The organism is Sphingobium olei (assembly GCF_042678845.1).
Taxonomy (GTDB): Bacteria; Pseudomonadota; Alphaproteobacteria; order Sphingomonadales; family Sphingomonadaceae; genus Sphingobium; species Sphingobium olei.
This window is the reverse complement of the sequence record NZ_JBHTLS010000122.1, coordinates 23,846-46,346: the sequence shown is the minus strand read 5'-3', so window position 1 is coordinate 46,346 and position 22,501 is coordinate 23,846. Positions and strand designations below refer to the sequence as shown.

Genomic DNA, 22,501 nt, shown 5'->3' with positions numbered 1-22,501 from the left:
AATTTTCGCGCGGACTTACCAGCCGCAGGACTTGCCTTTATTCTGTTGAACCAACCACTTCTGGAGCGGAGCGAAATAATTGACGAGCGCCTTGCCGGACATTGTCCGGCTGCCGGTGAAGGCGGCGAGCGCATCGGGCCAGGGCTTCGACGCGCCCATCTTCAGCATGGCGTTCAGCTTCTCGCCCACCGCCTTGTCGCCGTAGAAGGAACAGCGGTGGAGCGGGCCTTTCCACCCCGCCTGCCTGCACGCGGCTTCGTAGAACTGGAACTGCAGCACCCGGGCCAGGAAATAGCGGGTATAGGGCGTATTGCCGGGGATGTGATATTTGCCGCCCGCGTCGAACTTGCTCTCGTCGCGCGCGACCGGCGGAACGATGCCCTGATATTTGAGGCGCAGGTCGGTCCAGCCCTTCTCATACTGGCTTTCCGGGATCGATCCGTCGAACACGCCCCAGCGCCATTTGTCGATCAACAGGCCAAAGGGCAGGAACGCGACCTTGTCCATCGCCTGACGCAGCAACAGGCCCAGATCCTTGTCCGCGCCCGGCACCTTGCCCGCGTCCAGCAGACCGATCTTCACCAGATAGTCGGGCGTGATCGACAGTGCGATGAAGTCGCCGATTGCCTCGTGGAAGCCGTCATTGGCGCCGTCGAGATAGAGCGGCTTCTGAACCTGATACGCGCGCTGATAGTAATTGTGGCCCAGCTCGTGGTGGATCGTCACGAAATCGTCGCCATTGACCTTGGTGCACATCTTGATGCGGATGTCGTTCTTGTTGTCGATGTCCCAGGCTGACGCATGGCACACGACCTCCCGGTCGCGCGGCTTCACGATCTGGGACCGTTCCCAGAATGTCGCGGGCAGCGGGTCGAAGCCAAGCGAACTGTAGAAGCCTTCCCCGGCCTTCACCATTTTGACCGGGTCGTAATTCTTGGCCTTCAGCAGGTCGGTAACGTCGTAGCCAAGGTCGCCCGCACCTGCCGGCGCGACGATGTCGTAGATGTTGCCCCATTCCTGCGCCCACATATTGCCTAGCAGGTCCGCGCGGATCGGGCCGGTCTTGGGCTGCACCGCGTCGCCATATTTCTCGTTGAGCTTGGTGCGGGTGTAGCAGTGCAGCTCGTCATAGAGCGGCTTCACCTCGGCCCAAATCTTGTCGGTCAGCTTCGCGAAATCGTCGGCCGGCATGTCATATTTGGATCGCCACATCGCGCCTGTGTCGGCGAAGCCCAGTTCCTTGGAGCCGGCATTGGCAATGCTCACCAGCTTGGCATAATCCTGCCGCATCGGCGCGCCGACATTGTCGTGCCAGCTGACCCACATTTCCTTCAATTCTTCGGGATTGCGGTTGATCCCCATCTGCTCTTCGATGTCGCTGCCGTTGATCGGCTGGCCCTTCAGCGTGCCCTTGCCCTTGCCGTAGGCGGACTGCAGCTTGGTCGCGAGGTCGTTCAACTGTTCCGCCGCGCCCGGCGTGGTCGGCGCGGGAAGCGTCAGCGCGGTGCGCAGCAGCGTCAACCGGCGCTTGGTTTCCGGGGTGAGGCCCGGCGCGGTCGCGAATTTCGCTGCTTCCAGCGCGTAATCGACCCGCTGCTTGGTGTCGATCGCGCCGAAATAGGAGGCGATGGCGTCCGTGTCATCGGTGATATAGGTCGCGTTGATCCACGCGGCGCGGCCGCTGACGATCGACTGGTCGAACAGTGATTGCTCGGCCTTGGTCAGGAACGCCTCGGCGTCGGCGGCTGTCGGCGTGTTTGCCTGCTGCTGCGCCATGACCGGCGAAGCAACGAGAGCGGCCGCAAGCGCGGCCAGCGAAATAGCGATTTTCATGGGAGTCCCCTTTTAGACCTATGGCCGAAAGGTGACTTGGTCCTGCGATACAGTCAAGCGGTCAGGAAATCGACCATCGCCTGCCCCAGCTCCTTGCGGGTGACGGCATTCATGTGACTGCCGGGCACTTCCACATAGCGGCTATCAGGCAGGATATCGGCCAGTTCGCGCGCATTGCCGTTGCTGTCGTCGTCCACCCCGCAGATCACGGCCGTTGGCTGTTGAAAGCCGGCAATCACCTCCCGCGGCGTATCGACGAAGGTGTTGAGGATATTGAGCAACGCGACAGGATCGCCCTTCGTGGTCTTGAGGAACGCCTCCGTCATCCATTCCGACGTGCCCCGCTCGAACGTCCCCAGATTGGTGAGAACGTTGCGATAATAGCCGCCATTGTCGAGCGTCTGGATAAGCCCGCGCAGCCCCATGCCGGACAGGATGACGCGGCGCGGGGTCGCGCCGCGCGCCAGCATCCGCACCGTCGTCCGCGCGCCGAGCGAATATCCGCCCAGATCATAGTCGGTGAGGCCCATCTGCTCCACCACCGCCAGATTGTCGTCGGTCAGGGCATCGGGTGGATAGGCGGCAGGATCGTGCGGCTTCGCGCTTTCGCCATGGCCGCGCAGGTCCGGCAGGATCAGGCGGAAGCCCGCTTCCACCAGCTTCGCCGCATGGCCGTAGCGGATCCAGTTGGTCCAGGCATTGGAGAAATAGCCGTGGATGAGCATCAGATCCCGTCCCCGCCCCACGACATGCACGGCGATCGGCAGGCCGTCGAAGCCTTTGATCTCGTGCCGTTCGAGGGGCAGGTCGGTCATGTCCTTTTTCAGCCCTTCTTGAGGTGACGGCGGCCCAACAGCTCGGCGATCTGAACCGCGTTCAGCGCCGCGCCCTTGCGGAGATTGTCGCTGACGCACCAGAGCGAGAGGCCATTGTCGACCGTCGAATCCTCGCGCACGCGGCTGACGAAGGTGGCGTAGTCGCCCACGCACTCGACCGGGGTGACGTATCCGCCATCCTCGCGCTTGTCGACGAGCATGATGCCCGGCGCCTCGCGCAGGATGTCCTGCGCTTCCTTGGCCGAAATCTCGTTCTCGAACTCGATGTTGATCGCCTCGCTGTGGCCGACGAACACGGGCACGCGCACGCAGGTCGCCGTCACCTTGACCTTGGGGTCGAGGATCTTCTTCGTTTCCGCGACCATCTTCCATTCTTCCTTGGTCGACCCATCGTCCAGGAAGGTGTCGATGTGCGGGATCACGTTGAAGGCGATCTGCTTGGTGAACTTCTTCGGCTCGGCGGGATCGCCGACGAAGATGTTGCGGCTCTGCTCGAACAGCTCGTCCATCCCCGCCTTGCCCGCGCCGGAGACCGACTGGTAGGTGGCGACGACAACGCGCTTGATCTTCGCGGCATCATGCAGCGGCTTCAACGCCACTACCATCTGCGCGGTCGAGCAGTTGGGATTGGCGATGATGTTCTTGCGGGTATAGCCGTCGATTGCGTCCGGATTGACCTCCGGCACGACCAGCGGCACGTCCGGGTCCATTCGGTACAGCGACGAATTGTCGATCACGACACAGCCCGCTGCCGCCGCCTTGGGCGCATATTCCGCCGTTGGGCCGCTGCCTGCCGCGAACAGTGCGATGTCCCATCCGGTGAAATCGAAATGTTCGATATTCTTGCATTTGAGCGTCTTGCCGGTGTCACCGAAATCGACGTCGGTGCCCTGCGACCGGGGCGAAGCGACCGCCGCGATCTCGTCAATCGGGAACTCGCGCTCGGCGAGAATGGTCAGCATCTCGCGGCCCACATTTCCGGTGGCTCCCACGACGACGACCTTGTAACCCATGACTCTACACTCCACTCATGCAATGATTTGCGGGGCCGGCGCATAGCGCCCTTGCGTCATTTGTCCAGACATATGGGCTTTGTTGCGCCGAACCCCGGCTTTCCCGATCCTTTTATTGCGCGGCAGGGGCGACGCCGCGCCGGGCAAGAAAGTCCTCGATCGTGCGCCAGAGGTGGACGCCGATCTTCGGCCCGCCCACACGATGCGTCTGCCCCGGATAGACCATCAGCTCGAACGGCACGGCGGCACCCTGCATCTTCGCCATCAGCGCGGTCGAATTGTCGAACACGACATTGTCGTCCGACATGCCGTGGATCAGCAGCAGCGGGTCGCGGATCTTTACCGCATCCTCCACTGCATCCGAACCCGGATAGGCGCTGCGGCGGTCGCCGGGCTGGCCCAGATAGCGTTCCGTATAATGGGTGTCGTAAAGCTCCCACTTCGTCACCGGCGCCCCGGCGATGGCGGCGGAAAAGACGCCCGGCGCCTTCTCCAGCAGCTTGAGCGACATATAGCCGCCATAGGACCAGCCATAGGTTGCGATCCGCTGCGGATCGACGAAGGGTTGCGCCTTCAGCCATTCGACGCCCTTCAATTGGTCGTCGACCTCCACGCTGCCCATCGCGCGGTAAAGCTGGTCCTCGAACGCTTTGCCGCGGTCGGGCGTGCCGCGATTGTCGATCGAAAAGACGATCCAGCCGCGGTCCACCAGATATTGGTTCAGCGCCCCGGACCAAGTGTTCGTCACCTGCCGCCCCGCGCCCGGCCCGCCATAATGGATCATGAAGACCGGGTAGCGCTTTCCCGGCTCCAGCGGCGGGGTCATCATCTTGGTATAAAGCGTCGATCCGTCCGCCGCTTTCACCGTGCCGAATGTCGTCTTGGCGTGGCTGGCGACATAGGGGGCGTAAGTATGGCTTCCCGTCAGCGCATTTTGCGACAGCCATTGCAGCTGCTTGCCCGCGCTGTCAGCCAGATAGACCTGCTTGGGCTGGTCACTATTCTGCCGCGTGACGATCACCCGGCTTGCCGCGCCGTCCATCACTGCGTCGTTCCACCAGCCCTGCTGGGTCAGTGGCCTTGCCGGCGCGGCCTTGCCGAGCGACGTCACATAGAGCTGCTGTTCCAGCGGCGTCTCCCGGTTGCCGGTGAAATAGACAAGGCCCCTGCCTTCATCGACGCCAACGACATCGCGCACTTCCCAGTCGCCGCTGGTCAGCGCCGTCCATTTTGCCCCGTTGACGCGATAGAGATGTCCGTGGCCCGTCTTTTCCGACCACCACAGGAAACTGCCGTCCTTCAGCGGCCGGAAATTGTCGGAAAGGTTGACCCAGGACTTCGCGGTTTCCGACAGCACCAGCTTCGCTTTGCCAGTGGCGGGATCGACCGCCAGCAGGTCCAGCCGTTTCTGGTCGCGGCTTTCCCGCTGCACATAGAGCGTGCGGCCGTCCTTGGACCAGTTCACCCGCGCCAGATAGACGTCCTTGTCCGTGCCGAGATCGACCTTCACCTGGCCCGATCCGTCGGCCTTCATCACATAGAGGTCGACGATCGCATTGGGCGTGCCGGCAGCGGGATAGCGCTGCTGGTAGACCTTGGTCCCCTCCCCGCCGATGGCCGTGCGGGTTACGGTGCCGACCGGGCTCTCATCGACCCGCGCGACCGCGATCAGCGCGTCGTCGGGCGACCACCAATAGCCGGTGCGCCGGTCCATTTCCTCCTGCGCGACGAACTCCGCCACGCCCCAGCTGACCGTATCGCTCGCGCCCTGCGTCAGCTGTCGTTCCGCGCCGCCGATGGGCTTTACGAACAGGTTGCCGCCACGCACGAAGGAAACGAAGCCGCCTCTGGGGCTGACGACGCCGTTCAGCTCGCCGTCCGGCGTGTCGGTCAGGCGGGAAACCTTGCCATCCAATCCGGCCAGATACAGGTCGCCATCCACCGGAACCAGGATGGTCTTCCCGTCCGGCGACCAGTCATAGCTGGTGATGCCCGTGCTGCCCGCAACGCTCCGGTCTCGTTCGCGCTGCATCTTTTCCGCTTCGCTGAGATCCGCGCCGCTTCCGGTCTTCTTGGAATCGACGAGCATCCGCTCCTTGCCCGTGCGCGTGTCGACGGCCCAGAGATCCAGCCGTTCCTTCTCGTCCGCGCGGGGCTTGAGCAGCGTCACCAGCGACCCGTCCGGCGAGAGTTTCAGCGCGCGCGGCTGCGGCCCGGCAAGGTCAGGGCTTGCGAACACGCGCTCCAGCGTCAGCTTCTCCTGCGCCTGCACCGCAAAGGAGGTCGGGAAGAGCGCCAGCAGCGCCGCGCCGGCTTTCAGATAGGGGGGCATCGTCATCCTTTCCGGGCGACGCAAAAACGCCGCCATGTCGCCGGAACGCTTAGCGCGGCGGGTCGGAAAAGATCAATGCCGGGAAATAATCTGTCCTGCCATGCCCTGTCGGGTCATGGTGGGCGCGACAGGGATTGAACCTGTGACCCCACCCGTGTGAAGGGTGTGCTCTACCGCTGAGCTACGCGCCCCCTTGAAAGGAGGAGGCGGCCATTGGCATCGCCGGCGCGCCCTGTCAAGCGATCACAGGCGAATTGGCGCAAAAGGCTTTTCCGCGGGCGGGATGGATGCCAATAGCATGTTTCCAACCCTCAACAGGAGCCTGTGCTTCATGCGTCGAACCCGCGCCATTCTCGTCGGAACTCTGCTCCTGGCGACACTTGCCGCCTGCAATACGGTTCAGGGCGTAGGGCGGGACATCGAATCGGTGGGCCGAGCCGGCAAGGACGTCATTCACTAAGGAGATGCCGACGCCTTTACTGGAGAAGCGTGCCCATGGCGGACGCGCTCTTCAGTAACTGAACCCCGTCGCATTCGGGCTCTCCGCAGGTGCAGGCCTTTATGGTGTAGCGTACGCCGCACATGACCAGCACGTCCTGGTCGAAGGAGTAGTTTGAAATTCCGGCCCGTTCGACCTTTTCCTGAGCCCTCGCCTTCAGGGACATGCGTGCCGCTCCACTTGATTAGCCGGTGAGTGATGATCCGTTGTGCAGTGCACAATGTCAATTGAGCCAGGTTTGTTCCGCGACCGCGTGTCACAAAATGGTAGCTGATTTGACACGGTCCGTCGCAAACGGCCGATCTTGCGGCACGGGGAGGTTCGCCCCATATGGCGGCCATGAGTGATCAACGCAGTTCCTCCATGCCGGTGTGGCATGGCACCACCATCATGTCGGTCAGGAAAAACGGGAAAGTCGTCGTCGCCGGCGACGGCCAGGTGTCCATGGGCCAGACCGTGATGAAGCCCAACGCCAAGAAAGTGCGGCGCCTGCATGACGGCTCCGTCATCGGCGGGTTCGCCGGAGCGACCGCCGACGCCTTCACCCTGTTCGAGCGGCTGGAGGCCAAGCTGGAGCGCCATAACGGCCAGCTGATGCGCGCCGCCGTCGAACTCGCCAAGGACTGGCGCACCGATAAATATCTCCGCAATCTGGAAGCGATGATGATCGTCGCGGACAAGGATGTGACGCTGATCCTGACCGGCAATGGCGATGTGCTGGAGCCGGTTGCCCATCCAAACGGAACCGTCGCGGCAATCGGGTCGGGCGGCAATTTCGCCCTCGCCGCCGCCCGGGCGCTGGTGGAGTATGAGCAGGACGCCGAAACTCTCGCGCGCAAGGCGATGGGCGTGGCGGCCGACATCTGCGTCTACACCAACGACCAGCTGACGATCGAAACGCTGGACAGCGCGAGCTAAACCGAAAAAGGCCCCTCCCTTTCAAGGGAGGGGTTGGGGTGAGTGCGAGCGCAGCGAGCTAGCTCCATCCCGATATGTTGCAGCGCGCGCGATGCGCGCACCCACCCCTGCCCCTCCCTCAAAGGGAGGGGGGAGCCATATGATGAACGACAACCTGACCCCCAAAGCCATCGTCGCCGCGCTCGACGCGCATATCATCGGCCAGCAGGACGCCAAGCGCGCCGTGGCAGTCGCGCTGCGCAACCGCTGGCGCCGCCAGCACCTCTCCGCAGATCTGCGCGACGAGGTGACGCCCAAGAATATCCTGATGATCGGCCCCACCGGCTGCGGCAAGACCGAGATCAGCCGCCGTCTCGCCAAACTGGCCGACGCGCCGTTTGTGAAGGTGGAAGCGACCAAGTTCACGGAGGTCGGTTATGTAGGCCGCGATGTCGAGCAAATCGTCCGTGACCTGGTCGAGGAAGCGGTGCGGCTGGAGAAGGATCGCCGCCGCGAAGCTGTGCGCGAAGCCGCGTCCGAAGCCGCTATGTCCCGCCTGCTCGACGCGCTGACCGGCAAGGAAGCGAGCGAGGCCACCCGCCTCTCCTTCCGCCAGCGGATCGAGGGCGACCAGATGAACGATGTCGAGGTCGAGGTCGAGGTCGCCGACAGCCCTTCCATGCCGATGGAGATCCCCGGCATGGGCGGTCAGGTCGGCATGATCAACCTCAGCGACATGATGTCCAAGGCGTTCGGCCAGACCCAGAAGAAGCGCCGCAAGATGCGCGTCGCCGAAGCGTGGGACAAGCTGGTCGAGGAAGAACAGGACAAGCGCCTGGACCAGGACGATGTCGCCCGCGTCGCCATCACCAGCGCTGAGCAGAACGGCATCGTCTTCCTCGACGAGATCGACAAAATCGCGGTCAGCGACGTCCGCGGCGGATCGGTCAGCCGTGAAGGCGTGCAGCGCGACCTGCTGCCGCTGATCGAGGGGACGACCGTCGCCACGAAATATGGTCCACTCAAGACCGACCATATCCTCTTCATCGCGTCCGGCGCCTTCCATGTCGCCAAGCCTAGCGACCTGCTGCCGGAGTTGCAGGGTCGCCTGCCCATCCGGGTGGAACTCAAGGCGCTGACCGAAGAGGATTTCGTCGCGATCCTGTCGGACACGAAGGCGAGCCTCGTCACGCAATATCGCGCGTTGCTGGCGACCGAGGAGGTGACGATCGACCTGACGCCAGACGGCATTCGCGCGGTGGCGAAGATCGCCGCCGAAGTGAACAGCGAAGTCGAGAATATCGGCGCGCGCCGGCTTCAGACGGTGATGGAAAAGCTGCTGGAGGATGTGAGCTTCGACGCGGAAGACCGTCGCGGCGAAACGCTGACGATCGATGCGGCTTATGTGGAGAAGCAGTTGGCGGCAGTGGCGCGGGACACAGACCTCAGCAAATATGTCCTGTGACCGCCTAAAAGCCCCTCCCTTTCAAGTCGAAGGGAGGCACGGGCCTCCCTTCGAGGGTTGGGGTGGGTGCCTCCGAAGGAGGATCGCTGCGTTCGCCACCCACCCCCGGCCCCTCCCTTGAAAGGGAGGGGAGATGGAACCTCAATAACTCCGGCCCACCAGCACACGCTCGACGGCCTTATCGCCCGTGAATACGCACAGTCCGTCCGCTTCCGCCGCATCGAGTGGCACGTTGCGCAGCGTCAGCTTCTCGCCCTTTAGCCACTGCACCACCTTGTCCAGTGCGTCGCCGGTCGGCTTGCTCCACTGGACTAGCGCCCAGCCGGGCTTGTCGCTGCCTTTGAAATGGGACTTGAGCGCGTCGATGTCGGTAATGGTTGCGTCGATATTGCCGTCCAGCCGCGCTTTGGCATCGGCGAACAACGCCGTTTGAATATCCTCCAACATTGCGACCGCTTGTTCCACGAGGGCCGCCTTGGCGATGATCTGGCTATCCAGCTTCCCATCCTCGCGGTAGAGCCGGTCGCGGCGGATGACCGAGACATTGCCGCCCGCCACGTCGCGTCCGCCGACCTCGATCACAATGGGCGCGCCCTTCTTGACCCAGCCCCAACGCTTGTTCGCCGCCTTGGCCGGCCGTTTGTCGAGCAGCGCGCGGACAGGTTCGCGGAAAGCATCCAGTTCATTCAATGACGCGGCCAGTTCGCCGCAATAATCGAGGATTGCTTGATCTTCGTCCGTATCGCGCAGCATCGGCACCACGACGATCTGATAGGGCGCGACGCGCGGCGGCACGCGAAGCCCATCATCATCGCCATGCACCATGATGAGCCCGCCGATCATGCGGGTGGACACGCCCCAACTGGTCGTCTGCGCCAGTTCCTGCTGCCCCTCGGCATTCTGGAAGCGGATATTCTGCGCGGACGAAAATGTCGTGCCCAGGAAGTGTGAGGTGCCGGCCTGCAACGCTTTGCCGTCCTGCATCATCGCTTCGATCGAGTAGGTGGCGACCGCACCGGGGAAGCGCTCATTCTCCGGCTTCTCGCCCGCGACCACCGGCAGCGCGATGCACTCTTCGGCGAAGCTGCGATAGACTTCCAGCATCTTCAGCGTCTCGTCCATCGCCTCGTCCACCGTGGCATGGGCGGTGTGGCCTTCCTGCCAGAGAAACTCGGCGGTGCGCAGGAACATGCGCGTCCGCATTTCCCAGCGCACGACATTGGCCCACTGGTTGATGAGGACGGGCAGGTCGCGCCACGACTGCACCCAGCGGCTGAACCCCGCGCCGATCACCGTTTCGGATGTCGGCCGCACGACCAGCGGCTCCTCCAGCTTCGCCTCGGGATCGGGGACTAGACGTCCATCCTTCTGGATCAGGCGATGATGGGTGACGACCGCCATTTCCTTGGCGAAGCCGTCGACATGCTCGGCTTCCTTCTCGAAATAGCTGAGCGGAATGAACAGCGGGAAGTAGCAATTCTCATGCCCCGTCGCCTTGATCCGATCGTCGAGTAGTTTCTGCATCCGCTCCCAGATGCCATAGCCCCACGGCCGGATGACCATGCAGCCGCGCACCCCGCTTTCCTCCGCCATGTCGGCTTCGGAAATGACGGCCTGATACCAGGCGGCAAAGTCCTGTTCGCGGGTGACGGGAAGGGCATGTTTCACTGTCTGGTGACCTTAAGGATGGCAGGACAAAAAAGATGGCGCGCCATAGGACAGACGCGCCACCTGTGTCGACTCTTAGAAAGAGGGAGCAGTCAGCTCAGCTTGTCGATCTTCGCGTTGAGCGCGGCGAGCTGGGCCTTCAAATCCTCGATCTCGTCGTCCTTGCTGCCTTCGGCAGTCGCAGCGGGCGTCGTCATGCCCGGCATCCCGGGAACGCCGTTGCCGAAGGCGCTGGCCGCCGCCTCGAACATCTGCATGTTGCGCTTGGCGATCTCGGCCAGCGGGCCGCCGCCGAATGCACCCTTCATCGCTTCCTGGAACTGCTGCTGGTTCTTGCGGAACGCATCCATCGACGCTTCCAGATATTGCGGCACCATGGACTGCATCGAATCACCGTACATGGCGATCAGCTGGCGCAGGAAGTTGACGGGCAGCATGTTCTTGCCCCGCTGCTCCTCTTCCATGATGATCTGGGTCAGGACATTGTGCGTGATGTCCTCGCCAGTCTTGGCGTCCACGACCACGAACTCGCGCCCCTCGCGTGTCATCTGGGACAGGAGATCCAGCGTGATGTAGCTCGATGTTTCGGTATTATAGAGCCGCCTGTTGGCGTATTTCTTGATGACGACCGGTTCTGCTTCGTTGGCGGTCTTGGATTTGGCCATGGATTCCTCTCCCACACCTGCAAATGCCGCAATAGCACAGGCTGTTGCCGCACCGCAACATGGCCCACGGCCTTTGCCCCTTTTTCTCAATATTTTGTGGCGCGAAACGGAGGGTGACCCCGACCTTCGCAGACGCGCTCTTGCGGGATTGCGCCGTTATCAGGACGCGCAGCGTCCCAAGCATCCGCAAAGGCCGCCATGCTTCGCCGCAGCAGGACGTGCGAGACTGCTACAATATGGGTCAGAAAATTCCCGTGCCCCGGTCGTTTTCGTGCCTTCGCTCATCAACCCGCCGGCGGTGCTCGACCTTTCCGAGAGCCGATCCGTGCTGCGCCACATGGCCGCAGCAGGGCATGACGCCTATCTGGTCGACTGGGGTTCGCCCGATCAGGCCGATGCGCGGTTGGGACTGGCCGGCCATGTAGCCGACCGCCTGATGCCGCTGCTCGCTGCCCTGCCCCGTCCGCCCATCCTGGTGGGCTACTGCCTAGGCGGCAGCATCGTCTTGGGGGCGACGGCGCTACAATCCTTTCCAGCCGTGGCGACGATCGCGACACCCTGGCAATTCAGCGCCTATCCCACCGCCGATCGCGCGATGATCGCGAAGCTGTGGGAGGATGCTCGCCCGACGTGCGAACGCTTGGGCTACGTGCCCATGGAAGTGCTCCAGTCGGGCTTCTGGGCCATGGATCCGGAGCGCACCATCCGCAAATATGCCGCCTTCGCCGATGCGGAATCCGGCTCCGACGCGGAGCGGGCGTTCCTCGCGGTGGAGGATTGGGCGAATGGCGGCGCGCCGCTGACCTACGCCGCCGGGCGCGACTTGTTCGAGGGATTTTACGGCGACGACGTCACCGGCAGGGGGGAATGGCGCATCGGCGGCGTGGCGGTCGATCCGTCCCGGCTGTCCTGCCCTACCCTCTCCATTGTCTCGACCAGCGATCGGATCGTCCCTGCCGCCGCCGGCCCCGCCCTTGCGCAAGAGCATAGCCTGTCCCTCGGCCACGTCGGCATGATGGTCGGCGGCCGCGCCTGCGAAGCGCTGTGGAAGCCGCTTTCCCTTTGGCTTTCCAGCCATGGCGGCTGATGCTATGTGCGCCCGCGAAGAATAATTCATCAGCAAGAGGATCAAGGCTTTGTCAGATATCGTCATCACCGCCGCCAAGCGGACACCGGTCGGCAGCTTCCTGGGCGCGTTCGGGTCCGTCCCCGCGCACGAACTGGGCCGTCAGGCGATCCTCGCTGCACTTGCGCAGGCCGGAGTCGCGCCAGAGGAGATAGACGAAGTCATTCTGGGTCAGGTGCTTGCCGCCGGTCAGGGACAAAATCCCGCGCGTCAGGCTGCCGTAAACGCGGGCATTCCTGTCGAACGCACCGCCATCGGCCTCAACCAGCTCTGTGGATCGGGCCTCCGTGCCGTCGCCCTTGCGGCACAGGCGATCCGGGTCGGGGACGCGCGCATCATGCTTGCGGGCGGACAGGAAAGCATGTCCATGGCACCACATGCCCAATTCCTGCGCAGCGGCGCGAAGATGGGCGCTGTCACCCTGGTCGATACGATGATCCATGACGGCCTGACCGACGCATTCAACAATTATCATATGGGCATCACGGCCGAAAACCTGGCGGAGAAATATCAGATCAGCCGCGAAGCGCAGGACGAATTCGCTGTCGCCAGCCAGAACAAGGCGTCGGCCGCGCGCGCTTCTGGCCGCTTCAAGGACGAGATCGCGCCCGTCACGGTCAAGGGGCGCAAGGGCGATACGATCGTCGATGCCGACGAATATATCCGCGACGGTGCCACTATCGAGACGATGCAGGGCTTGAAGCCCGCCTTCAAGAAGGACGGAACCGTCACCGCCGGCAACGCAAGCGGCCTCAATGACGGCGCGGCGGCGCTGGTGCTGATGACCGCAGACGATGCGGCGAAGCGCGGCGCGTCGGTACTGGGCCGGATCGCCGGCTTCGCGACCTGCGGCGTCGATCCTTCGATCATGGGCATCGGTCCGGCTCCCGCCAGCCGCAAGGCGCTGGAAAAGGCGGGCTGGTCCGTAGCCGACCTCGACCTTATCGAAGCGAATGAGGCGTTCGCCGCGCAGGCGCTGTCGGTGGGGCAGGAGCTTGGCTGGGATCCCGAGAAGGTCAACGTCAATGGCGGCGCGATCGCCATCGGCCATCCGATCGGCGCGTCCGGCGCTCGGGTGCTGACCACCCTGCTCTACGAAATGGCCAAGCGCGACGCCAAGAAGGGCCTCGCCACCCTGTGCATCGGCGGCGGCATGGGCGTTGCCATGTGCATCGAACGCTGAGCCAGGCGAATATCCGATGAGGAAAGCCGCCGGTCGAAAGCCCGGCGGCTTTTTCTATGTCGGTTTCGCGCGCCGACAGCGCTCCGAGCAATAGACGAGCTTCTCTCAGTCCCGCGCCTATTTCTTGCGCCAGGCGAAGGGCCTGCCGCACGCCGGGCAGGTCTTGGTCGGCATATCGCCCTTCGCCACGCCGTTGGGCATCAGGTCCAGGCCCGATCGTAGCGCGCCCCGAGTCCCGTCAGCAGCTCATATTGCGACAGGCCGGACGCGGCGGACGCCTCGCGCAGATCGTAGGCGATGTCGAGCCAGTCGCCTTCCGCCAAGTCCGGCGCATCGCTGACCTCGACAGCCAACAGGTCCATGGACACGCGCCCGATCACCGGCAGCCGTGTATGACCCGCCATGGCAGCACCGCGTCCGGAAAAGCCGCGCAGATAGCCGTCCGCATAGCCCAGGTTCAGGATCGCGACCTCATGATCCCGCGTCGCCGTGAAGGTCGCATTATAGCCGATGCTGTCGCCGGCGATAAGGCGGCGGCGTTGCAGGATCTGGGCCTGCGGGGTCACGACCGGGCGGATATGGCCCGCCGCCTCGGCCAGAGGTACGCCGCCATAGAGAGCGAGACCCGGACGGGTCAGATCGAAATGATAAGCATGGCCCCGGCAAATGCCGGCACTGTTGGCGAGGCTGTAGCGCCGCGCCGGCACTGCGTCGCGGATCGCCGCGAACCTGTCCCGCTGTAGGCGGTTGAGGTCGGCATCCTCGTCTGCCGAGGCGAGATGGCTCATCAGCGTCTCTATGCGGAGGCCCCGAACCTGCGCGGCGACATCGCTTCTCCAGTCGAGGCCAAGCCGGTTCATGCCGGTATCGATCATGACGTCGCAGGGACCGCCGCCCGCTTCCCGCCAGCGGCCGATCTGCTCCGGGGTGGAGAGCACCGGCCGCGCGCGGGAGGATAGCGCCTGCGCCATATCCTCGCGCCGCACCCCGTGCAGCACCGAGAGGCTCACGCCCTCCTCCATCAGCGGCTCCAGCGCCGCCGCCTCGCCCCAGTTCGATACGAAAAAGTCGCGGCACCCTGCCTGCATCAGCCGGGTCATCACGCCGCCCGCACCCAGGCCATAGCCGTTCGCCTTGATCGCCGCGCCGCAAGCTGCAGCGCCGCTCACGCCGTCTAGCCACCGCCAGTTGGCAACAAGCGCGTCGCCATCCAGGCGCAGGCGCAGCGGAGCGACATGGTCTTGCATCATCCGCCCGATAGCCGCCCCGACCTCAGGCGTCGAGGGGGCGATCCTTCGTTTCCGGCAAGGCGACGAGGCAGGTGACGAGCGCGAGCGCCACCACCGCCAGCGTGTACCAGAGCCCGGCATAGGGATCACCGGTGCGCGCCACCAGATATTGGCTGATGAGCGGCAGGAACCCGCCGAAATAGCCGGTGCCCAGATGATAGGGGATGGAAAGCGACGAATAGCGGATGCGCGCGGGGAAATATTCCGAGAGCAGCGCCGCCACAGGACCGTAGGTCGCACCCGAAAGCGTCCAGAGCAGCAGCATCGCGCCGAAGATCATCATCGCGCGGGGCCAATCCGGCGTCACCGAGCCGGTCGGATAGCCCGCCCCCGCCAGCGCGGAATCGAGTCCAATCGGGCTGAGATCGCTCACTGCCACGCCGCCGATCGCCACGGACGGCGCGGCACCGGTCTGCTTTTCATAGGGCACGCCGCGCTTGGCGAAATGATCGAGCAGCTTGCCGCAGATCGTTGGCTGCACCTTTGCGAACGGGTCGAAGCGGCAGTCGGGACCGCTCACCACAACGGGCGCGCGCCGTGCCGCCTGTTCCAGAGCCGGGTTGGCGGTACTGCCCATGAACTGGTAGAGGGGCAGCGCCAACAGCAGCACCAGCGCGTACCCGATGACGATCGGCCGCTTGCGCCCCACCCGGTCCGACAGCCAGCCGAAGAAGATGAAGCTGCCGATTCCGACGAAGGCGCTGCCGCCAACCAGCAGTTGCGCCATGCCGGGTGCGACGCGGAGGCCGCTTTGCAGGAAGTAGAGCGCCTGGAACATCACGGTATAGGCGATGGCGGTGAAGCCCGCGGCGATGCCGATCATCGCGACGATCATGCGCTTGGCGTTGCCCGGATAGGTGAAGGCTTCCTTCAGCGGGTTTTGCGCCTGCGCGCCCGCCGCCTTCATCGCGGTAAAAACCGGGCTTTCCCGCAGCATCAGCCGCATCCAGAGCGAAATGGCGAGCAGCGCCAGCGACACGACGAACGGGATGCGCCATCCCCAGGCATCCCACACTGTCGGGCCGACGATCCATTGCGTGGCCACCACTACGATCAGCGACAGAATGAAGCCGCCGATCACGCCGGCCTGGATGAAGCTGGTATAGAAGCCGCGCTTCCCCTTGGGTGCATGTTCCGCGACATAGATGGCCGCGCCGCCATATTCGCCGCCCAGCGCCAGCCCCTGTGCGATCCGCAGCAGGATGAGGATGATGGGCGCGGCGACACCGATACTGGCGGCGGATGGGGTGAGGCCAACGCCCGCCGTCGCCGTGCCCATCAGGACGATGGTGGCGAGGAACGTATATTTGCGCCCCAGCCGGTCGCCCAGATAGCCGAACAGCACCGCGCCAAGGGGCCGGAAGGCGAAGCCGATGGCGAAACCCGCCAGCGTGTAGAGCAGTTCGACCGTGGGATTGTCGGTAGGGAAGAAGGTCCGTCCGATGATCGGCGCGAGCACGCCGTAGATGTAGAAATCATACCATTCGAACACGGTGCCGAGCGCGGACGCGGTGATGACCAACCGGTCGCGCCGCGCGTCCATCACATATTCCGCCCCCGCCGCTTCGCTCATTGCATCCCCTTAACTTCGCATATTTCCCGCCGATCCTGACATTTTGATGCGGATGTTGGAAATGAAATGTCCAATCCATCCGCCTTGCCCATTCGCCCGGCCTCGACGATCCCATGGGCAATCGCATGTAGGACAGGTTGCTAGAAAAGGCGCGCGCCATTGGGTACGGGCTTGTCCGGCGCGAACAGCGTCACCGCGCCTGTTTCGTCCGCAAATCCCAGGGTCAGCACTTCGGACAAGAACTTGCCGATCTGGCGCGGCGGGAAGTTGACCACCGCCGCCACCTGCCGCCCCGGCAAATCGTCCAGCGCATGATTTTCGGTGATCTGCGCGCTCGATTTCTTCGTCCCTATGCCCGGACCGAAGTCGATCAGCAGCTTGTAGGCGGGCTTGCGCGCTTCTGGATAGGGTTCGGCCGACAGGATCGTGCCGACGCGGATGTCGACCTTCAGGAAATCGTCGAAGCCGATGGTGTCGGCGGCCGGCGCGGCGGGATCATGGGTCAGGTGCATGATCCCCTTCTAGCCAATCGGGTTGAGCGAAGTCGAGGCGGAGTCGCACGAGCGCCCCGACTTCGCTCGAAGCGGACCGGGCGTCCGCTTATTCCAGCTCCAATATGACCGCATCCACGGCCAGGCTCTCGCCCTGCGCCGCCGACACGCTCTTGACCGTGCCGGCCTTCCCCGCGCGCAGGATATTCTCCATCTTCATGGCTTCGATGACGGCGAGTGGCTGGCCGACCTCGACCTTGTCGCCTTCCTTCACGTTGAGCGCGACCAGCAGGCCGGGCATCGGGCAGATCAGGAAGCGTGACAGGTCCGGCGGCACCTTCTCGATCATATGTGCGGCGTGCTGCGCGGCATGGGCGGGGAGGATGCGCAGCTTGTGGCTCGCGCCGTGGGCGGTCAGCACGAAGCCCGACCGCACCGGTGCGATCCGCACGGCCAGCACCTCTTCCCCGAACTCGGCTTCGATCAGGCGGTCGCCCGGCGTATATTCCAATGCCATGTCGAGCGGCTCGCCGTCCACCGTCACATCGTCGCCGTCGATCACGACATCGTGAAGCGCGTCCCCGATCTTCACCTGCCAGCCGGTTGGCGGAGCGAGGCGCTTGCCAAGCTGCCCCTCGATCCGGCGAGCGCGGTCGGCCTGTGCCATGGCGGCGAAGGCACCTATCGCGGACAGGCGCTTGACCAATTCCGGCGAGGCGGGCGCGCCCTGGAAACCTTCGGGATATTCCTCCGCGATGAAGCCGGTGGTGATGTTGCCCGATCGGAACCGCTCATGCTGCATCAGCGCGGACACGAAATCGATATTGTGCCCTGGCCCTTCGATCTCGAACCGGTCGAGCGCCTCGATCTGCTTGTCGATGGCCTGGAGGCGCGTCGGCGCCCATGTCACCAGCTTGGCGATCATCGGGTCGTAGAACATGGAGACCTCGCCGCCTTCGGTCACGCCATCGTCCACGCGGACCTTCGCGCCGGTCTCGTCGGTCCCTTCCTCTGGCGGGTTGTAGCGGATGAGGCGCCCGGTGGAGGGCAGGAAGCCGCGATAGGGATCTTCGGCATAGACGCGGTTCTCGATCGCCCATCCGTTGATCTTCACATCGTCCTGCGTGAAGGCCAGCTTCTCGCCATTGGCGACGCGGATCATCTGCTCGACCAGGTCGACGTCGGTGATCTCCTCCGTCACCGGATGCTCGACCTGCAACCGGGTATTCATTTCGAGGAAGTAGAAGCCGTCGCCGGTCTTGTCCTCGCCTGACACGATCAGTTCGACCGTCCCCGCGCTGAAATAGCCCACCGCGCGCGCGAGCGCGACGCACTGTTCGCCCATCTTCCGGCGCATCTCCGGGCTGACGAAGGGCGACGGCGCTTCCTCGACCACCTTCTGGTGGCGACGCTGGATCGAGCATTCGCGTTCGTTGAGGTAGACGATATTGCCGTGCTGATCGCCCAATATCTGAATTTCGATATGGCGCGGGCTTTCGATGAACTTCTCGATGAACACGCGGTCGTCGCCGAAGCTCGCCAGCCCTTCGCGCTTGGTCGCCTCGAAACCCTCGCGCACGTCCTGTTCGCTATAGGCCAGACGCATCCCCTTGCCGCCGCCGCCGGCCGACGCCTTCATCATCACCGGATAGCCGATCTCGTTGGAGATTTTGACGGCGTGTTCGGTGTCGTCGATCACGCCGACATAGCCGGGGACGACGTTGACGCCCGCTTCCTTGGCCAGCTTCTTGGACTCGATCTTGTCGCCCATCGCCGCGATCGCATTAGCGGGCGGGCCGACGAAAATGATCCCCTCCGCATCGAGCGCATTGCGGAAGGATTCCCGTTCCGAGAGGAAGCCGTAGCCGGGGTGGACCGCATCGGCGCCGGTTGCCTTGCACGCCGCGATGATCTTGTCCGCGATGAGGTAGGATTGGGCGGCAGGCGATGGGCCGATATGCACGGCCTCGTCGGCCATCAGGACGTGCGGCGCGCGCGCATCGGCGTCGGAATAGACCGCGACGGTCTTAATGCCCATCTTCTTGGCCGTGCGCATAACGCGGCAGGCGATTTCGCCACGGTTCGCGATCAGGATCTTGGTAATTGCCATTATCAGTCCTTGCCCCAGTCCTTATTCAGTTCCTCTCACCCCGTTCGGACTGAGCTTGTCGAAGCCCCATTTTTCATTTCGGCAGAAAATGAGGCCCTTCGATAAGCTCAGAGCGAAGGGGTTTGAGATCATTCTTTTCTGAAACTTCGCCACCAAGTTGTGAGCGAAACGATCCACAAGATCGGTGTCGCGATATAGAAAATATTCATCGTGTTTGTTCGCGCCGTCGCGCACGCCGTGGGCGAATGCGGGCAATGTGGCAGCGACAGCCGATAATAGGCATAAGCTGTAACAAGCGCACATCCCAAAAGTACTAGAGTGAACGAGGCCCGCTTGCTCACTCCGCCGCCTCCAGATGCCCGTGCGGCTGCGCGGCCATTGCGGTAAGCCCCAGCTTGCCCAGCAGCGCTGCGTCCTTGTCATCGCCCGCATTCGCCGCCGTCAGCAACTTGTCGCCGGTGAAGATGCTGTTCGCGCCCGCCATGAAGCAGAGCGCCTGGCACGCCTCGCTCATGCTCTCGCGGCCCGCGCTCAGCCGCACCATCGACTGCGGCATCACGATCCGCGCGACCGCCACGGTGCGGACGAACTCCACCTCGTCGATTTTCGCGAGCGGCGTGTCCTTCAGCATGTCGCCCAGCACCGTGCCCGCGACCGGCACCAGCGCGTTGATCGGCACGCTTTCGGGGTGCGGCATGGTGGCGAGCGCATGGAGGAAACCGATGCGGTCGCTCCGCGTCTCCCCCATGCCCACGATCCCGCCGCAGCAGACGTTGATGCCGGCGTTGCGGACGTTTTCCAGCGTCTCGATCCGGTCCTCGAATGTTCGCGTCGTAATGACGTTGGCGTAATTCTCCGGCGAGGTGTCGATATTATGGTTGTAATAGTCGAGCCCCGCGTCTGCGAGCGTCTTTGCCTGCTTCTCGTCCAGCATCCCCAGCGTCATGCAGGTTTCCATGCCCATCGCGCGCACACCCTGCACCATCGCGACGAGCTTTGGCATGTCGCGTTCCTTGGGGTTGCGCCACGCTGCGCCCATGCAGAAGCGGCCCGACCCATGATCCTTCGCTTGCGCCGCGGCTTGCAGCACGGCCTGCACGTCCATCAGCTTGGTTGCCTTGAGGCCGCTTTCCGCCTCGGTCGATTGTGAGCAGTATCCGCAATCTTCCGGACAGCCCCCCGTCTTGATCGACAGCAGGGTTGAAAGCTGCACTTCGTTGCGCGGGAAGTTCGCGCGATGCACCGACTGCGCCTCGAACATCAGGTCGTTGAAGGGCAGGTCGAACAGCGCGGCGATCTCGTCGCGGATCCAGTCGGTGCGCGGAATATTCAGGGTCAAGCGGCTTCCTCCAGCCCGGCGGGGGGCATGTTGTGGCCGAGGAGGCGCAGCACGTCGGCGGCGCATTCCACGACATTGGAACCCGGTCCATAAATGCCCTGGACGCCCGCGTCACGGAGGAAGTCATAATCCTGCGGCGGGATCACCCCGCCCGCGATCACCTTGATGTCGTTTCGCCCCTGCTCCCGCAGCTTCTGGATCAGTTCGGGGATCAACGTCTTGTGCCCCGCCGCCAGGCTGGACGCGCCGACCACGTCGACCCCGCTGTCGAGTGCCAGCACCACCGTTTCCTCAGGCGTCTGGAACAGCGGCCCTGACACGACATCAAAGCCCATGTCGCCAAAGGCCGACGCGATGATGTTGGCGCCCCGGTCATGTCCATCCTGCCCCATCTTGGCGACGAGCAGTTTAGGCTTGCGACCGAGGCGCCGTTCGACGGCCTGCACGCCGTCGAGAACCTGTTTCCAGCGACTGTCATCCTTGTACGGCGCGGCATACACGCCCTTCACGGGGGTGGGCTGGGTGCCGTAGCGCTGGAAGCTGTCCTCCATCGCCGAGGAGATTTCGCCGAGCGTGGCGCGCGCGCGCGCAGCTTCGACCGCGTGGGCGAGAAGATTATTCTCGATGCTTTGCGGTCCCGCCGCCGCCTTTCGCAATGCCTCCAGCGCCGCCTGACAAGCGGCTTCGTCGCGCTCTGCCTTCACCCGATTGATGCGGGCGATCTGCGCTTCGCGCACCTTGCTATTATCGACCTCCAGCGTTTCGAGCAGGTCTTCACTGGCAAGGCGATATTTGTTGACGCCGACGATCACGTCCTCGCCCCGGTCCACCCGCGCCTGTCGCGCCGCCGCCGCCGTCTCGATCATCGCCTTGGGCCAGCCCGCCGCGACAGCCTTCGCCATGCCGCCTTCGGCCTCGACCCGGTCGATGATCTCCTGCGCAGCATCCACCAGTTGCTGCGTCAGCGCCTCTACATAATAGCTGCCGCCCAGCGGATCGACGACATTGCACATGCCCGTCTCTTCCTGGATCACGATCTGCGTGTTGCGCGCGATGCGGGCTGAGAAATCGGTGGGGAGCGCTATGGCTTCGTCGAGCGCATTGGTGTGGAGCGACTGGGTGCCGCCCAGCATCGCCGCCATCGCTTCGATGGTGGTGCGCATGACGTTGTTGTAGGGGTCTTGCTCGGTCAGCGACACGCCGCTGGTCTGGCAGTGGGTGCGCAGCATCTTGGACCGCTCGTCTTTCGCGCCGAGCTTCGTCATGACCCGGTGCCACAGCACGCGGGCGGCGCGCAGCTTGGCGATCTCCATGAAGAAGTTCATGCCGATGGCAAAGAAGAAGGAAAGCCGCCCCGCAAACTTGTCGATGTCGAGCCCGGATGCCACGCCGTAGCGCACATATTCCGCGCCATCCGCGATGGTGAAGGCCAATTCCTGCACCTGCGTCGCGCCGGCTTCCTGCATATGATAGCCGGAAATGGAGATGCTGTTGAATTTGGGCATCTCGCGGCTGGTATAGCCGAAAATGTCGCTGATGATCCGCATCGACGGTTCGGGCGGGTAGATATAGGTGTTGCGGACCATGAACTCTTTGAGGATGTCGTTCTGGATGGTCCCGTCGAGCAGCTTGCGGTCGACGCCCTGCTCCTCGCCCGCGACGATGAAGAAGGCGAGAATCGGGATGACCGCGCCGTTCATCGTCATGGAAACGGACATCTGGTCGAGTGGAATGCCGTCGAACAGGATCTTCATGTCCTCGATCGTGTCGATCGCCACCCCCGCCTTGCCGACATCGCCAACGACGCGCGGATGGTCGCTGTCATAGCCCCGGTGGGTGGCGAGATCGAAGGCGACGCTGAGGCCCTTCTGCCCGGCGGCGAGGTTGCGGCGGTAGAAGGCGTTGGATTCCTCTGCGGTCGAGAAGCCCGCATATTGACGAATGGTCCAGGGGCGGCCCGCATACATGCTGGCCTTCACGCCGCGCGTAAAGGGCGCGAAACCGGGGAGGCCTGGATCGACAGTGACGTCCTCCGCCGTATAGAGCGGCTTCACTATGATCCCTTCCGGGGTCTCCCAGTTCAGATCCTTGCCCTTCACCTCCTTCGCGGCGGCGGCGGCCCATTGATCCAGTGTCGGCTTCTCGGTCATCAAAGTCCCTTACCCACTTCCCCTCTCCCGCA

At 63.8% G+C, this 22,501-nt stretch carries 19 protein-coding genes and 1 tRNA gene; 5 read left to right on the top strand and 15 right to left on the bottom strand.

Annotation, left to right across the window (positions count from 1 at the left end; translation table 11 throughout):
* Positions 1-15: 15 nt before the first annotated feature.
* The 5 genes from ACFQ24_RS10375 to ACFQ24_RS10355 all read right to left on the bottom strand — a co-directional run bounded on the left by ACFQ24_RS10375 (position 16) and on the right by ACFQ24_RS10355 (position 6,205).
* Positions 16-1,833 carry a M2 family metallopeptidase gene (locus tag ACFQ24_RS10375; RefSeq protein ID WP_380910962.1) on the bottom strand — a complete coding sequence of 606 codons (1,818 nt, stop codon included), beginning with the start codon at positions 1,831-1,833 and terminating at the stop codon, positions 16-18.
* 53 nt (positions 1,834-1,886) lie between these two features.
* Positions 1,887-2,648 (bottom strand): alpha/beta fold hydrolase, encoded by a 762-nt coding sequence (locus ACFQ24_RS10370; RefSeq protein WP_380910960.1) that lies wholly within the window; start codon positions 2,646-2,648, stop codon positions 1,887-1,889.
* An 8-nt stretch (positions 2,649-2,656) separates the two neighbouring features.
* The gene (locus tag ACFQ24_RS10365; protein WP_380910958.1) at positions 2,657-3,682 is read right to left on the bottom strand and encodes an aspartate-semialdehyde dehydrogenase; all 1,026 of its coding nucleotides are present in this window, start codon (positions 3,680-3,682) and stop codon (positions 2,657-2,659) included.
* A 112-nt stretch (positions 3,683-3,794) separates the two neighbouring features.
* Positions 3,795-6,014, bottom strand: coding sequence for a S9 family peptidase (locus tag ACFQ24_RS10360; RefSeq protein WP_380910956.1), 2,220 nt, complete (start codon positions 6,012-6,014; stop codon positions 3,795-3,797).
* A gap of 116 nt (positions 6,015-6,130) precedes the next feature.
* Positions 6,131-6,205, bottom strand: a tRNA-Val gene (locus ACFQ24_RS10355).
* A 140-nt stretch (positions 6,206-6,345) separates the two neighbouring features.
* On the opposite strand from ACFQ24_RS10355, the gene ACFQ24_RS10350 reads away from it, so the two are divergent.
* On the top strand, positions 6,346-6,474 hold the full coding sequence (locus tag ACFQ24_RS10350) for an entericidin A/B family lipoprotein (protein ID WP_380910954.1): 129 nt from the start codon (positions 6,346-6,348) through the stop codon (positions 6,472-6,474).
* Between the two features lie 16 nt (positions 6,475-6,490).
* Here the strand turns inward: ACFQ24_RS10350 and ACFQ24_RS10345 are convergent, their stop codons facing one another.
* Positions 6,491-6,679 carry a hypothetical protein gene (locus ACFQ24_RS10345; RefSeq protein WP_380910952.1) on the bottom strand — a complete coding sequence of 63 codons (189 nt, stop codon included), beginning with the start codon at positions 6,677-6,679 and terminating at the stop codon, positions 6,491-6,493.
* A gap of 173 nt (positions 6,680-6,852) precedes the next feature.
* Between ACFQ24_RS10345 and hslV the strand changes: the two genes are divergently transcribed.
* The gene (gene hslV / locus ACFQ24_RS10340) at positions 6,853-7,431 is read left to right on the top strand and encodes an ATP-dependent protease subunit HslV (RefSeq protein WP_380910950.1); all 579 of its coding nucleotides are present in this window, start codon (positions 6,853-6,855) and stop codon (positions 7,429-7,431) included.
* Positions 7,432-7,573: 142 nt separating this feature from the next.
* Positions 7,574-8,875, top strand: a complete 1,302-nt coding sequence (gene hslU / locus ACFQ24_RS10335) for an ATP-dependent protease ATPase subunit HslU (RefSeq protein ID WP_380911018.1) — start codon at positions 7,574-7,576, stop codon at positions 8,873-8,875.
* Between the two features lie 141 nt (positions 8,876-9,016).
* On the opposite strand, the gene proS is transcribed toward hslU, so the two are convergent.
* Both proS and phaR read right to left on the bottom strand, forming a co-directional pair.
* A complete protein-coding gene (gene proS / locus ACFQ24_RS10330; protein WP_380910948.1) occupies positions 9,017-10,543 on the bottom strand; it encodes a proline--tRNA ligase in 1,527 nt (508 codons plus the stop codon).
* A gap of 92 nt (positions 10,544-10,635) precedes the next feature.
* Positions 10,636-11,208 (bottom strand): polyhydroxyalkanoate synthesis repressor PhaR, encoded by a 573-nt coding sequence (gene phaR / locus ACFQ24_RS10325; RefSeq protein WP_380910946.1) that lies wholly within the window; start codon positions 11,206-11,208, stop codon positions 10,636-10,638.
* On the opposite strand from phaR, the gene ACFQ24_RS10320 reads away from it, so the two are divergent.
* Together ACFQ24_RS10320 and ACFQ24_RS10315 are read left to right on the top strand one after the other, a co-directional pair.
* Complete coding sequence (locus ACFQ24_RS10320) at positions 11,207-12,295, top strand: alpha/beta hydrolase (RefSeq protein WP_380910944.1); 1,089 nt, start codon at positions 11,207-11,209, stop codon at positions 12,293-12,295. The two genes, phaR and ACFQ24_RS10320, sit on opposite strands and share 2 nt — an antisense overlap.
* 49 nt (positions 12,296-12,344) lie before the next feature.
* Positions 12,345-13,517: an acetyl-CoA C-acetyltransferase gene (locus tag ACFQ24_RS10315; protein WP_380910942.1), complete on the top strand. Its 1,173-nt coding sequence runs from the start codon at positions 12,345-12,347 to the stop codon at positions 13,515-13,517.
* A gap of 117 nt (positions 13,518-13,634) precedes the next feature.
* Here the strand turns inward: ACFQ24_RS10315 and ACFQ24_RS10310 are convergent, their stop codons facing one another.
* From ACFQ24_RS10310 to scpA, 7 genes are all read right to left on the bottom strand, one after another.
* A complete protein-coding gene (locus ACFQ24_RS10310; RefSeq protein WP_380911016.1) occupies positions 13,635-13,718 on the bottom strand; it encodes a DUF2256 domain-containing protein in 84 nt (27 codons plus the stop codon).
* Positions 13,718-14,764: an alanine racemase gene (gene alr / locus ACFQ24_RS10305; protein ID WP_380911014.1), complete on the bottom strand. Its 1,047-nt coding sequence runs from the start codon at positions 14,762-14,764 to the stop codon at positions 13,718-13,720. The genes ACFQ24_RS10310 and alr overlap by 1 nt, the downstream gene beginning before the upstream one ends.
* Positions 14,765-14,789: 25 nt before the next feature.
* Positions 14,790-16,379, bottom strand: coding sequence for an MFS transporter (locus ACFQ24_RS10300; protein WP_380910941.1), 1,590 nt, complete (start codon positions 16,377-16,379; stop codon positions 14,790-14,792).
* Positions 16,380-16,519: 140 nt separating this feature from the next.
* A complete protein-coding gene (locus ACFQ24_RS10295) occupies positions 16,520-16,891 on the bottom strand; it encodes a tRNA-binding protein (protein ID WP_380910939.1) in 372 nt (123 codons plus the stop codon).
* An 88-nt stretch (positions 16,892-16,979) separates the two neighbouring features.
* Positions 16,980-18,980, bottom strand: a complete 2,001-nt coding sequence (locus ACFQ24_RS10290) for an acetyl-CoA carboxylase biotin carboxylase subunit (RefSeq protein ID WP_380910937.1) — start codon at positions 18,978-18,980, stop codon at positions 16,980-16,982.
* Positions 18,981-19,317: 337 nt separating this feature from the next.
* Complete coding sequence (bioB, locus tag ACFQ24_RS10285) at positions 19,318-20,313, bottom strand: biotin synthase BioB (protein WP_380911012.1); 996 nt, start codon at positions 20,311-20,313, stop codon at positions 19,318-19,320.
* A gap of 2 nt (positions 20,314-20,315) precedes the next feature.
* The gene (gene scpA / locus ACFQ24_RS10280) at positions 20,316-22,469 is read right to left on the bottom strand and encodes a methylmalonyl-CoA mutase (RefSeq protein WP_380910935.1); all 2,154 of its coding nucleotides are present in this window, start codon (positions 22,467-22,469) and stop codon (positions 20,316-20,318) included.
* Positions 22,470-22,501: the final 32 nt, after the last annotated feature.